The following is a 13,405-nucleotide window of genomic DNA, read 5'->3' on the forward strand; positions in this document are numbered from 1 at the left end:
GATCTTGGCACCCTCATTAGAGTTTCATTTAAGAGAGCTATAACTTTAAACTCTTTACTCGATTTTCTACGCTGACATCTTGTAAACTTTGATCTGGACTTTTTAATATTTCTAATAATCTACTTGCAAGGTTTGAGTGTTTATTGATTACTGCAACCTGGACTAATGACTTGTCTTGATCATTACGAGCATTTGTTACAGCTACGCGCTCATCAGGTTTTATTGCTTTCATCTTACTGATAATTTCAACATTACCATTTTTTGCATTCTCAAACAGCTCTTTTACTAATTTCAATAGGTTAGTAATATTCCGGTTTCGAGAAAGATCAAGTGGTGTTTTACCTTCTTTATTCTTAATGTTATAAATTGCACCATGTTTCAACAAAGATTTTACAGCTTCGAAAAAGCTATTTTCAGTAGCAACATGCAACGATGTAGCGCCTTTAACTATTGTTTTAGAATTAATAAAATCACTCAATTTATTGTGGCTTACACGTTGTAATAAAGCTTCAATAATTTCTTTATGACCTTTGGAAGAAGCAGTGTGTAATGGTGTATTACCTTTGTTAGTAACTTTAGTAGCATCAGCTCCATTTGCTAGCAAGATATTTACAACTTTTATGTGCCCATTATCAACAGCATAATGTAATGGCGTTCTTCCATCCACGTTTTTCGAATCAATTATTGCTCCATCTCTAATGGAACTCTCAATTCCTAAATAATTATTATCTTCTATAGCCTTAAATAACTTCTCAACCAATTTTAGTAATTTTATGACTTCTGGGTTTCCTCTTCTTTCCGCAAAGTGTAATGGTAAAATATATCTACCTCCTTCAGCTCTAGCATTAAAGTATGCTCCGCTAATAAGCAGAGACCTAACTATATCTAAATTACCAATTTGTGCCCCTAAGTGTAAAGGTGTAGCATTTTTATCCATTTTTGCATTAACATTTGCTCCACTTATAATAAGAGTTTTGACTACCTTAGGATGACCACATTGAGCTGCAAGATGTAGGGCTGTGCCTTTACTTTGACTCTCTTTTACACTTACATCAGCACCATGTTTCAATAGAATGGTTGCTATCTGATCATAACCTTTTTCTGCTGCAAAATGTAAAGGAGTCCAATTTGTGTGATCTAAAGCATTAATATCTGCTTCCTTTTCTAAGAGCAATTCAACCACCTCTAAATGATCATGGTCTACTGCAAAGTGTAGAGGTGTAGTACTTTTAACTGTTTTAGCATTAATGTCTGCTCCTTTATCAAGCAAAGATTTAGCAACTTCTAAATTACCATCATATGCTGCACAATGTAGAGGAGTCCAATTTTTGTTATCTAGAGCATTAATATCTGCTCCATTTTCAATCAAGAAATTCATTATTTCCAAGTGATTATATTCTGCTGCTAAATGTAGAGCTCTTCTACCATTATCCATCTTTGCATTTATATTTGCTCCTTTTGCAATTAAGCTCTCTACTATTTTTAAAGAAAAACCATTATATGCTGCATTATGTAAAGGAGTCCAATTCTGATTATCCACGGTATTAATGTTTGCTCCATTTTTAATTAAAAAATCACTCACTTCGAAATGACTTTGCTGCATTGCTAGATGTAAAGGTGTAAAATCTTCGTTTTTTTTAGCATTAACATTGGCTTTTTTCTCTATTAGTAACTTCACTACTTCTAAGTGACCATTCTGAGATCCTATATGTAAAGCTGTGGAATTATCGTGGTCCTTAGCATTAACATCAATTCCCTTTACGAGAAGAAGAGACTTAACTACTCCAAAGTGATTACGTTCTGCTGCTAAATGTAGAGGTGTAAGATTCTTATAATCCTTAGCATTAACATTAGATTTTGCTTTTGGTAAAATGTCTACTAACTCTAAAAAGCCATTTTGAGACGCTAAATGTAGAGGTGTAATCTTATCATCTGTTTTTGCATTAACGTTTGCTCCCGCTTCAAGCAGAACTTTAACTATATCTAACCTACCAGTTTGTGTTCCCAGATGTAAGGGTGTAATGTTTGTATCAACTTTACGATTACCTATGCCTGAAGATCCAGCGTTAATATTAGACCCTTGTGAAATAAGAGCTTTAACTACTTCGAGGTTACCATTTTGTACTGCAGAATGCAAAGGTATTGCTCGATCATTATTTACAGCATTAACATCTAATCCCTTTTCAATAAAAACATTTACTATATCTAGATGACCATTCTCTGCTGCTAGGTGTAAAGGTGTATTAAGTTTATCTGTTTTAGTACTAAGATCTGCTCCATTTGCAATCAAGGTGTTGACTATATCTAAATATCCTTGCTGGGATGCAAAACTTAAAGGTGTAAAGCCTAGAATGGTCTTATGGTTTACATCTGCTCCATGAGCAATAAGAAAGTTAACCATCTCTAAGCGATTTTTTGCAATTGCAAAATACAGTGGCGTAAAGCCATCGTACTTAATCTCTGAATTAATATCTAAACCCTCTCTTAATAAAGTGTTGACTAAATCTAACTGACCATTTCCTGCTGCTAAATGTAGTGGTGTAAGACTAAGATGTTTCTGAGTTTCATAATTTTCATTTAAAAACTCTACAAAAAATTGTAGCTGATCCAGATTATTAGATATTCTATCAGTAAACATAAAGGCCTCGTATGAAGAATTTATATAAAATATAGTATCTACAAATTTTTAAGCAAGATAAATCTTCCTCTTAAAAAAGATACTGTAATCCAATCTGTGTGCTTATAACTTTTTTATTTGATCATGAGTGATCAGCTGTCTCAGCTGCAATAGAGACACCTGCCTTAAGTAGTTACATCAATTTTCTCTGTTTTTTTTGCCCCTTTTTTTTCTGATGAAGATGTCTTCATTCTTCTCAGTAGCCAATATTCTTTTTAAAGAAGAATCGTTACGTGCACCAAAGCATTAATAACTATACACAATTGTGAAGAAATATTCAATCTTTTTATTGTTTTGAATGTGTTGATAAAAAAAACGTCTGTCAGAGATCATCTGAGAATTGCTTTTTAGGCTTTAGATGTAGAAGGGGTCTTATCGTCTTTTTATAAATACTCTAAAAATAGTCTTAAATCGCCAAGAGATGGATATCATGAATTTAGTAGCGTAAAAACATCAAAGATACCTCATATCATAAAGTTTAATGTCAACATTTGGTAGCAACATTCCCGATTTACAAAGCAGAGTCAATAAAGGTTATAAATAATCTACGTATGTTGGACGTTTCTGTTGATGCTATTTCTAAAATAACAGATTTCTCTATTGAGAAACTTGAAAATCACGCTTCCAAAACTTAACCTGAATTAAAAGCAACATTAGTTTACTGATTTCTACACAATATATTAAAATATCAACAAAAGTGATTATATAATTAATTATATGCATTGCTGGATGAAATTCTTGTTCTTCTGTATTCAGTATATAATATTAAAAAAATATTTTAGTAAATTTATTAAAGTAGATACTAAAAACTCGCTTATTTCGTTTTTCTAGCTCAGTTATAGTTTTGGATTTTGCTTGCAGAATTTGTCTATCACTTTCTGATTATCCTCTATCATTTTACTTGCCTCTTGCTGAAGAAATTTGATATTTTTAGATGTGATATTATCCATCTCAAATGATGCTACTTTGAGTTATGATTGTATTCGTATATATTTATCACCCATTACTTGCTCTAGTTGATAATCAACGCAATCCAATCCAGAGGCAAACATCACATTCAGTAGTGGCTTTACCCACCTTATTTTTCCAAACCTCCTTGAGTTAGCATACTTTATACTTCTATCTGTTCCACCAGTGCCTATTGATAGCAGTATAATCTCATCATTTGGAAATAACCTCTTAGCACTTGCATATTCACAAGCAGCAGGATTATTGGCAAATACTCCGCCATCTATCAACACTCTCTCTGTTTGACTAATTTTCAGACGTTTTGGTGTGAAGTACGTTGGAGCAGCTGTTGTAGCTCTGAGTGCATCTTTCAACTTAATGTTTTTTTCTTTCCAACTTTTGAAGAAAAATTCACAACTATTGTGAATGTCATAACTGGTAAGCAGTAGATTACTCGCAACATCGGCCATAGTGCTTTCGCCGAAGTATTTGTTGAGAATAAATTCCATATTTTTATATGAGTACTGAGAACCACTAAGCCAAGAAGTGATTGATCTTCTCCAAAATGATGATTGAAAGATATATGCTCCATATTCTTGGTAAAGTTCAACTAAATCATTTGCAGAGTATTGAAGTTTATTGCTTTTACAAAGTCCAGCAACAACAATTCCACCGGTTGAGATTCTTGCCATTAAATCAAAAATCTGGGAAATTGGCTTTTTTGTCCTAGATTCAATTTCTGCTAGAATAATGGCAGGGATTATTCCTCTAATTCCTCCTCCATCAACCGATAAAATGTACTTTGTCATTTTTTATAGTTATTTTTGTCTCTGCTCAAGCTCGTTAACTTCTTCAGCAAGGCTTTTGACTCTTTCTTCAAGGCGATAGATTATTTCTGTAGTCCTTTGATTTTGTTCTATAAATTTATCATGAATGTGCACCCGTAAATCGAGTTTGGCAAGCCACCATATGAATGCTATTGTTTGTATCACCATAGTAGCAATTACTGCTACAGGGATCTTTCCTGCGTTTGTCATCTTTTTTAAAGGAATTGTATAAAAGTTGTATATAAGTATATATACAAGATTCATCAAAAATACGTCCAAAAAATCTTAAGAATTTTTCTTAAAGCTAACTCATTGCATTAAGCAGGTAATGTAAATAATATCATAGATATGAAATTCAGCATTTTTCAAAAACTGTTAGTAAATTCAATAATACCAATAATATGTGTTATCTTTTTGTTTCAGCACTTCAAACCATCAAAAAATGTACCAATAAAAAGTAAGGTAAATGGCAATGATCTGGAAGCATTGTCTACTGCAGCTGAAAAGCTGTAACTTAGATACTGTAAAATTCTTAGTAAAAAATGTAATAGATATCAATGCTACTCATCACTTTGGCGCAACATCATTACACTATGCTACAAGCGGAGGCTGCTTAGAAGTTGTAAAATTTCTAATCGAAGAGGGCATTGATATAAATACTACTGATGCTTTTAGCTGGACAGCTTTACACTACGCTGCACGAAAAGGACATCTGGAAATTGCTAAATTTCTACTGGAAAATGGAGCAAATCCTCTTGCTAAAAACAAAGATAAAAAAACTCCTTTAGATCTTGCTGTAGAGGAATTAAACAATAATAAAGAAAAAAAAGATATCTATGAGAAAATGATCAATTTACTTTCTCATGCCCCCATAACAGCTGTGATCATAGTACGATAGCCAAGGTTATCAATCACATGCTCAGCCTTATTTATTATCCAATCACCATAAACTCCCTTGCGAAACCCAGAAAGGTTGATCTTTGCTTCGGCAAATAATTCAGGACTTCCTGGCATTGTGATGTTTAATGTTGCTGTGCTACTCATCAGCTGATTTAGTTTTGCAGAAGCTGCACTACGCGCCAAATCACTGCTTGCATAAACATCTCGTAGAGTATAGCTTGGTTCCTGATCACCTGTTTTTTCGATCATAGTCTCTACTTTTTCGTAATCATACCAACAGGTAATAACCGAGCCATATTGATTACGCTCATTAAATCTTACTTTCCAATCTGTAATACCTCCGGGTGTTAAAGTAATAGTGCTTAAAGCTTTTCCGGTAACTGATTTCGCTTTTCCTTTAGAAACAAAAAGTAAATACCCCCCTGCAGGTTTTGCTATTGCTCCATAAATTTGAGCAAGCCTGGTCAAAAAATGCATGTCGCTCTCTGCAGTCTGATCAATATGTGATATCATGATATTTGCAAACTCTGCAGCAACTTTAGCTTGATAGCCATGTTTACTTGCAATTTTTTTCACTAAGTCATTTAAGGTAATTTGATGCCACTCACTAAACACTTGTTCCTTTAAGGACTGTTTTAAATCTGCTGCATGACTCTTAATCTTTAGTACCTGTGGTGGATCTTGTAGCGTAATTTCATTTACTATGTAATCTCCCATTGGCACAATGCCAGTTTCCTTATACCCAAGTAAAATATTCAGCTTTGCCTCAGTTCTAGGAATCTCAAATAATGAATCACGATCATCAAGATGAATTATAGCAGTATCACTTATTACTCCAGCTTCATCAGTAATATGCATCGATACTAATCGACTCTTTATCAGCTCAGTGATGGAAATTCCTTCTACTGAAATACTAAAGTCTGGTGTCATTTTAATCCCATAGTTTTACTACTTGCTTTTGCGTCTCTTTTTTAATAACAGGAAGTTTAATGATTAATCCTGCAGGAAGAAGTTCGTACTCTGCAAGCCCAGGATTAGCTCTTAACACAATCTCAACTGCTCCTGAGCTGAATCCATAGTAGTTCCAGCAGATTAAATCTAACATATCGTTTTCCTTAGTTTTGTAGTACATCATCATCAAGTTGTATATCGTCAACGGGATTATTTAGTGATCCGTCTGACAACACATTATCGTAGTGCTTCAAACTTAAGTGAAACTCAATCTTCTTGGTTCACCATTTGGAAAAAAATATTTCTGCGTTTCTTCTATTTTCACGATGACAAAATGCCCTAAAATGTTACCTTGGCCATCAATGAGTAAGAAAGGTTTCGATGAATTTCGTATATTATTTATTTGCCCCAGTCCTTCAAGAAAATGCGAATAGATTACTCCTGCAAGCTCGATAATATCCTCTCCAGGACCAATACTTTGAAGCAATGGCTTTTCTCCAATACGCTCAAGTGCAGGCCAGCAATATTCATTCCTGCGTGTGAAACCTCTCTCAGTTAATGAAAATCCATATGGACCAAGAGATAACATAATTCAATTTATATCGTAAAGTGCGCCACTAAATTGTTCTCTAATTCGCTCCATTACTTCATCAGCAATACTACGTACGTCTTGTCCAGAGCTTGGGTGAATATTAATATTAAAGTGATTATTGTGTGTTTTATTCTCTACAGTCTTACTATGTGCCGCAATCGGGTGCTTAAGAGAAGCATTTACCACATTCTTTACAGATCTAATTTCTAGTCTAGCCTCATTTTTCTTGCTCCAAAGAGCATTGATTGTTTTAAAAGGCTGAGTAATATTATTCCAAAATTTTCCTACCAAATCAGAAAAAGATTTCCATACAATTTTTACCGATTCCTAGATAGTAACAAAAAAGTTCTTCACCGCTTGCCATTTGGTAATTATCAAAGTTGCAGCAACAGCAAGATCTCCGATAATTAGCCCAATACGGTTACTCATTAGAGCAATTGTCAGTGCTTTAAATCCAGCAATTACCGCTGGAAAAAGTGCAGAAAGACCTATTTTTACTAAAGTAATAAACATTCTCCAAGTAGACAAAAAAGCGAATAAGGAACCTTTTACAAAAGTCCAAGCATATCCAAGAGATATAGCTGCTATTTTAATGCTAATCTACGCTGTAGTAGTACTCATGATTACTGTGGTCAGTATTGGATATTCTTTTGCATATAACGCTACTTGTGTAGTTGCTGACCTCAGAAGATTAACAGTAAAATTTAAAAATGGTAATAATACAAAGCCAAGATTCATTCCCACTTCTGCTATTGAGTTCTTAAGTAACTGAAGATTATTTGCTGTAGTATTTGCTCTGTTCTCAAACTCTCTTTGCATTGAGCCCTAATATTCTTCGTTTATTAATCGCAAAGATTTTCTATATTCATCAAGACTACCAGTCAGTAGCGCTATATCATCCTGATATTCAAGGCTAAAGAGATCAAAGAGAACGCTAGAACGTTCTTGCTTATCTAATTTTGCAACTGTTTCTAAAAACTTAAGTAATGTATCTTGTGCATTCTTACCGATTGCTTTTTCAAACTCCTGAGCATTTATTTTTAACACTTGAAAAGCTTTTTGAAAATTGCCACCTTGTTTATTCGCTGTTTGTAGTTTGCTAAGCATGGCATTGATTGCTGTGCCTGCCTTTTCAGGAGCTTTACCAAGACTAATAAAGCTACTTACCTCCACTGCAGTTAAGCCAAATTGCCTTGCTGTACCACCAATTTTGTTTAGCGTTGGAACAATGTCCTGAGCCTTTGCTGCAGTGTTATCAGAAATATGGTTTATCGCATCACCAATGCTTTTCATTTCACCAATTTCAATTTGATAAATATTAGAAAGTTTTGCAATAGCGTCACCTGCTTCTTCTGCTGACATATCAAATGCAGTTGCCATTTTGGCCACAGTATCTATAAAAATTGTAAGATCTTTAGCTGCAATACCAAGCTGACCACCACTTGCAGTAATTTGTGCAAGTTCTGCTGCAGATAGCGGAATTGTTCGTGATATTTCCTTTAATGTTTCCCCAAGTTTTGTTAAACCATTTACGTCTTTATCTTCAAACTTCACAACTTTTTTTACATCAGCCATGGCACTCTCAAAACTAATTGCAGCCTTAAATGGTGCTGCAAGCGTGAGTCCAAGTGCGACAGCATCCATCATTTGAGCTCTGAGATTCGCTCTTTGTGCCAAAACTCCTTTACGTTTTTGCATTATGGAATTTAAAGCCGTATAGTTATTTTTAAGCTTTTCAATAGAAGAGCCAAGTTTAGCTTGGTGTCCAATAAGAGATTTTATATCTCTACCACTTTTATTGAATTCCGTGCGTAGTATATGGAGAGCACTTCTTTTTTGTAAATAAGCTGTTTTAGCTTTCAGTGCTGCAGTTTTAGATCTTGTAAATTCACTTTGCAGACTCTTACTTGGTACTTCTGTATTTTTTATCTGCTGAGCAAGAGATTTTGTTTTTATTTCTAGTTCATTCCAAGAACGCCGAGCAAGTAGAGCATCTTGGCTGAGCGCTTTAAACTTCGATACCGCTTTACTTGATGATTCAAGTTGTTTTATCGTACTACCAATATGAGAAAGCTGCTTCGTACTACCTGCCATCGCACTATTAAAACTGCTTTGCAGTGTTGCTCCAATTACTATAGAAATTGCTTTCATTTATATAACTTTTTGCTACTCTCAAACCACGTAATAAACTCTTCAATATCCATATCAAGCCACTGATTGATTCCATCACCAACCATTGAGCTAAGTGACAATATGCTCAGTCTCAAGTCTTCTCCTGAGACAAAAAACCTTGTAACGCTTCTTGAATCTTATTTTAGTCTGCTAAATCACATTCTTCTACTGCTTCTCTTGAAATATTTGCAAGATTTGCAATCAGTGCTACTTCTTTCTCTGCATCGCTATTACCCATACGTTCAACAGCTAAACGATCTCGAACTTTTGGACGTCGTAGAGTTAGCTCTGAAACTAAAATTCTATCGATTTTTATTAGTTAAGTTAATTTAATTTTTTGCATTGTTTTACCCTTTTAGTTAAATTCCTAAAGCTGTGCGCATAGAAGTCATTTGATCAACACCATCGATCTTGCGAATCATATTCTCAGCGTCAATTTCAATCAATTCTCTGCCATTAATGGTAAGCTTATAATAGTTGGCAGCAATTATACATTTTAGTGTTGCTTTTTCAGCAGCCTTCCAGTTACCAAAATCAAATTCCTTAAAGAGCCCTCTTAAGTTAATTACTACTGATTCGGCATCACTACTTCCCTGCAACCCTCCTCTTAAAGTAAGAGAGACTGGATTATTGTTTATCAATCCGAAAAATCTAAAGAGCTCAGAGTCATATTCAGCAAAAGTGAGCTCTGCTTCAAATTTTTCCATACCAATATCAATGCTGACTGGTATATCCATTCCACCTCCGCGATATTCCTCAGTTTTAATTGCAAGTTTTGGTAAGCTAATTTCATCAATACGCCCTGCATAGCCTCGGCCATCAACAAAGGCAGTAAAATTCTTTAAAATTTTTGGTAGCATTATATTAACTCCTCAATGTAATCATTAATTAAATGTGAGCGGAAAGTAATCTGCTCAGCAGGATAAGGTGGAGTGAAGTTGAAATCAAAGTAGACTTTACCATCGGCAATACTTGCTGCAGTATTTAAATCTGGGTTTGCATAACATTTTCCTCCAAGAATAGCACCAACTGCTTTTAAATTGGCCAAATAAGAATTCACCCCCTCAATCACATCATCTATATAAGTTTTGGTAATATTGCGATCAACTGCCCATAAATGAGCTCGAAGTAGACTATCGTTAATTAAACCTGCAGTGCGCCTCACTGATAGAAAAGCCCATTTCGAATCGTTTGAACATGTTCTATTTCCCAAAAGCCTGTAGCCATTTTGATGAATTATTCATTTTCATTTAAATGGTTTGCTCTACAATTTGTATTACCGAGCGTAAAATCAATAGTCCTGCTTGTTCCAAAAATACCATTTATCTCTTTGTTTGAAGGAGAATGTCAAAATCCTTGTTCGCTATCTACTTTTGCTATTAAACCAGCTACAAATGGGCTAGATGGCAAAGTTTCTTCTTTTCCTTCAATAAATACCTTAACCCACGGATCAACAACATAAACTCTTGAGCTGCCTACATTTTTTCTCCATTTTATTACTTCTTCATCATTAGTATTTGGTCCATCTGCAACAATAATTGCTCTTAATTTTTCTGCTATAGAAATTAATGCACCAACCACTGCATCTTCTGGTAGTTGGTGAGTAAATTGAGGTGCAATTAATATTCTTGGAGCAACATGAACTATACTTTCACTACTGAGAAATGCTTGAATCCAGTCTCTTTATCAACTCCGCCAATTATATTTTTCAGCGTCTCTTCTTCTTTTAATTTTATATCGCTGTTTTCACTTTCTTGAACTCGAATAACTACTACTGTTGCACCGATTTGGAAAAATATTCCATTTACTGCAGAAGGTAAACTGCCACTCTTTTCGAGCTTTGCTGCTTCCTTTAAGCTTCCTGCAATTAACACCGGTTTATTTAGCGGAAATTTTTGCTCATCAGTTTCAGCAGCAGTACCAATTATATCTATCACTGATGATTTAGCTGTACGTACTGTCTTTTCTCCTGAGGTTACCTCAATAACATTTACGCCGTGTAAAAATTCTTCAGCCATTTCTTTGTATTTTTTTCCTGAAATCATCGAGCAAAGTCTGTAGCTCATTTTCACTCTTGGCTTCTTCAATCTTTCTCTTGGCATTTCATTATTTCTTTTACTGCTTTTTTCACTTTTTCCTCAATTATTCCTGCCATTTGAACAACCGTAATACCACGGACTTTTGCTAAAGGTTCTATAATTTCTTTATACTTTTCATCTATAGATTCTGGTGCTGCTAGAATACTTTTTGCGGCTTTTTCTTGTATTTGATAAGATTTAGACTTTTGATGAGATACTCCTGTGCATTGGTTAGTATAGTTATCATAATAAGCACGAAGATTAGAAAGTGCAGAAAACTTCGCATTTTGTAGTAATTCCAATTTAATATCTTCTTGGTTTCGCTGAGCAATTTCGCCTCCCTCTGTTAAACAATAACTTTTTTGCCAATCAAAATCTTCTGGTGCTTCATACCAATCATTTCCAGTTGGCTTGCTTTCAAGTGTTGTTGTTTCAATCTGCTTGTGGTTTTCAAAACGTATGTAAATGCTCACAGTTTTCTCCCTCCCTATTTGATTTACTGCCAAATCTCATATGTGCTAGATAAACCTGGATATTGCCAAGCTTTTAGCGTTCTCTCCACATCTACTTCAAGTCCTGTAGTTAGAACATTGCTAAGTATGTTATAAATCCCCCACTGAATAAATTGACCATAGTTATGTACATAATTTGATGCAAGCATACCTTGACTAACTTGTGTTCTGGAATACAGGTAAGATGATGTGTAAAGTAATATTGCAACTGTTTTTCCTGCTGAAATTTCTACACTGCCAGATCCGGCTAACTTGCTATCAGAACTCGTGTATTGGTAAACATTTTTCCATACTATTTTTGAAATACTTGATTTATTAGAATTAGTATTATCAGGAGTTCCTACAAATAATCCTGCTCCCCCATACTCCGTACTCGTATACGATGATCCAACAAATTCTATTGCTTTATTTATGTTCACATTGGTTGTATTTTTTACAAATACTACTCCAAGTGCAGCATATGGGTAATAGTATATTTGATCATAACTACCAGAAAAATTGTTTGTGTATAACTCTCCGTAAATAAATGTTCCCTTGCTTCCCTCTATAAAACTTAGTTGTCTTGGCCGATAAAAACTAACGTAATCTGTATCGTATGTATGGCTACCTGCTAGTAGTTGTAACATATAGTCAGTTTTTGTTCCTCTTCCTGCAAGACTTCAGATCTGCTACAATAATCTCAAACTTTCCTCGACTTATATCACTTGGATATAAACTTCCCATATCCTACTTTATCCTCTCATTCTATCCCTTTTTTGAGATCATGTACAGTCTCTTAGATTGATACATGGTAAATGGCTGGCTGAATCTTGATAAACCAACAGGAATGAGTTCTGCACAAGCTGTAACTCAAATTAAAAGGATTTTTGGAATAAAAAAAGCCGGACATTTGGGAATACTTGATCCTTTGGCTTCAGGTGTATTACCAATCGCTCTTGGTGAAGCAACAAAAACTATATCGTATTTATCTTGTGACTTAAAGGCATACAATTTCACAATCAAATGGGGAAAACAAACAACTACGGACGATTTAGATGGTGATATTATTAGAACTAGCACTATAAAACCTGAATATAATCAAATAAACTGTGCGATTAAGGATTTTATTGGTGAGATAACACAAAATCCTCCTCAATTTTCAGCAGTGAAAATCAAGGGAGCAAGAGCATATAAGTTGTCAAGAAGTTGGCAAAAGGTAAATATAAAACCTCGACAAGTTAAAATACATGAACTGAAGCTGATATTTTTGGACACCGTAAATAATATTGCCGATTTTTCTATGATCTGCGGTAGCGGAGTATATGTAAGATCAATTGCAAGAGATCTTGGAATTGAATTAAATTGTTTTGGACATATTACACAATTAAGAAGAACGATGGTAGGTGATTTTAAGGAAGATGAATAAGTGACAATTGAGCAACTTACTAAAAAAACAACAACAACTTACTCTCCCCAGTGCTTGACACTGGGATGACAGAGGGAGGTGGGATGGCAGAAGATGATGGAGGTAATACAAAAAGTTTCATCATCCCCATTGAATCTGCTTTAAAATCGATGTTCAAAGTTGAAATTTCCCTAGAGGAAGCGAAGAAAATCAGAAAAGGTCAAGGAATTATATTAAATAACTTGCGTGGTTTAAAGAATTATGATATTTTTTGTACCATAGTGGGTAATGTACCTATTGCAATTTGCAGTTTTACTCATGGTTATGTGAAGCCTATTCGTGTTTTTAATATTTTGAAATGAGG

Annotated in this window: 8 protein-coding genes and 6 pseudogenes; 2 read left to right on the forward strand and 12 right to left on the reverse strand. The window is 34.6% G+C overall.

Translation table 11 applies throughout. The annotated features are described in order from the left end of the window. Positions 1-37 precede the first annotated feature (37 nt). From JSQ73_RS02565 to JSQ73_RS02575, 3 genes and pseudogenes are all read right to left on the reverse strand, one after another. Complete coding sequence (locus JSQ73_RS02565) at positions 38-2,638, reverse strand: ankyrin repeat domain-containing protein (protein WP_214249478.1); 2,601 nt, start codon at positions 2,636-2,638, stop codon at positions 38-40. A gap of 875 nt (positions 2,639-3,513) precedes the next feature. Next, positions 3,514-4,434, reverse strand: a pseudogene (locus tag JSQ73_RS02570) (patatin-like phospholipase family protein). Between the two features lie 9 nt (positions 4,435-4,443). Next, complete coding sequence (locus JSQ73_RS02575; RefSeq protein ID WP_214249483.1) at positions 4,444-4,662, reverse strand: hypothetical protein; 219 nt, start codon at positions 4,660-4,662, stop codon at positions 4,444-4,446. Between the two features lie 256 nt (positions 4,663-4,918). On the opposite strand from JSQ73_RS02575, the gene JSQ73_RS02580 reads away from it, so the two are divergent. After that, positions 4,919-5,350 carry an ankyrin repeat domain-containing protein gene (locus JSQ73_RS02580; RefSeq protein ID WP_234301872.1) on the forward strand — a complete coding sequence of 144 codons (432 nt, stop codon included), beginning with the start codon at positions 4,919-4,921 and terminating at the stop codon, positions 5,348-5,350. Here the strand turns inward: JSQ73_RS02580 and JSQ73_RS02585 are convergent. The 9 genes and pseudogenes from JSQ73_RS02585 to JSQ73_RS02625 all read right to left on the reverse strand — a co-directional run. Continuing rightward, a complete protein-coding gene (locus tag JSQ73_RS02585; protein ID WP_214249479.1) occupies positions 5,314-6,282 on the reverse strand; it encodes a phage late control D family protein in 969 nt (322 codons plus the stop codon). The genes JSQ73_RS02580 and JSQ73_RS02585 overlap by 37 nt on opposite strands. Position 6,283: 1 nt before the next feature. Continuing rightward, positions 6,284-6,490 (reverse strand): tail protein X, encoded by a 207-nt coding sequence (locus tag JSQ73_RS02590; RefSeq protein WP_214249480.1) that lies wholly within the window; start codon positions 6,488-6,490, stop codon positions 6,284-6,286. Between the two features lie 69 nt (positions 6,491-6,559). Beyond that, complete coding sequence (locus JSQ73_RS02595; protein WP_234301873.1) at positions 6,560-6,892, reverse strand: phage tail protein; 333 nt, start codon at positions 6,890-6,892, stop codon at positions 6,560-6,562. A gap of 3 nt (positions 6,893-6,895) precedes the next feature. Further along, positions 6,896-9,046: pseudogene (locus JSQ73_RS02600) on the reverse strand (phage tail tape measure protein). Positions 9,047-9,209: 163 nt separating this feature from the next. Next, positions 9,210-9,383, reverse strand: a complete 174-nt coding sequence (locus JSQ73_RS02605; RefSeq protein WP_234301915.1) for a phage tail assembly protein — start codon at positions 9,381-9,383, stop codon at positions 9,210-9,212. Positions 9,384-9,426: 43 nt separating this feature from the next. Further along, positions 9,427-9,927, reverse strand: coding sequence for a phage major tail tube protein (locus JSQ73_RS02610; RefSeq protein WP_214249481.1), 501 nt, complete (start codon positions 9,925-9,927; stop codon positions 9,427-9,429). Continuing rightward, positions 9,927-11,085: pseudogene (locus JSQ73_RS02615) on the reverse strand (phage tail sheath C-terminal domain-containing protein). The gene JSQ73_RS02610 and the pseudogene JSQ73_RS02615 overlap by 1 nt, the downstream one beginning before the upstream one ends. After that, positions 11,078-11,618 (reverse strand): annotated as a pseudogene (locus tag JSQ73_RS02620) (hypothetical protein). The pseudogenes JSQ73_RS02615 and JSQ73_RS02620 overlap by 8 nt, the downstream one beginning before the upstream one ends. 23 nt (positions 11,619-11,641) lie before the next feature. Next, positions 11,642-12,298, reverse strand: a pseudogene (locus JSQ73_RS02625) (hypothetical protein); the annotation flags it as partial. A gap of 146 nt (positions 12,299-12,444) precedes the next feature. Between JSQ73_RS02625 and truB the strand changes: the two are divergent. Next, positions 12,445-13,403, forward strand: a pseudogene (gene truB, locus JSQ73_RS06830) (tRNA pseudouridine(55) synthase TruB). The last annotated feature ends 2 nt before the right edge of the window (positions 13,404-13,405 follow it).

It is taken from the genome of Wolbachia endosymbiont of Anopheles demeilloni, from assembly GCF_018491735.2.
Classification (GTDB): domain Bacteria; phylum Pseudomonadota; class Alphaproteobacteria; order Rickettsiales; family Anaplasmataceae; genus Wolbachia.

Excerpts from the sequence above, each read along its gene's own strand:
- JSQ73_RS02585 (WP_214249479.1), bottom strand. The coding sequence starts at position 6,282 with ATGACACCAGACTTTAGTATTTCAGTAGAAGGAATTTCCATCACTGAG.
- JSQ73_RS02575 (WP_214249483.1), bottom strand. The coding sequence starts at position 4,662 with ATGACAAACGCAGGAAAGATCCCTGTAGCAGTAATTGCTACTATGGTG.
- JSQ73_RS02590 (WP_214249480.1), bottom strand. The coding sequence starts at position 6,490 with ATGATGATGTACTACAAAACTAAGGAAAACGATATGTTAGATTTAATC.
- JSQ73_RS02565 (WP_214249478.1), bottom strand. The coding sequence starts at position 2,638 with ATGTTTACTGATAGAATATCTAATAATCTGGATCAGCTACAATTTTTT.
- JSQ73_RS02595 (WP_234301873.1), bottom strand. The coding sequence starts at position 6,892 with ATGTTATCTCTTGGTCCATATGGATTTTCATTAACTGAGAGAGGTTTC.
- JSQ73_RS02610 (WP_214249481.1), bottom strand. The coding sequence starts at position 9,927 with ATGCTACCAAAAATTTTAAAGAATTTTACTGCCTTTGTTGATGGCCGA.
- JSQ73_RS02580 (WP_234301872.1), top strand. The coding sequence starts at position 4,919 with ATGGCAATGATCTGGAAGCATTGTCTACTGCAGCTGAAAAGCTGTAAC.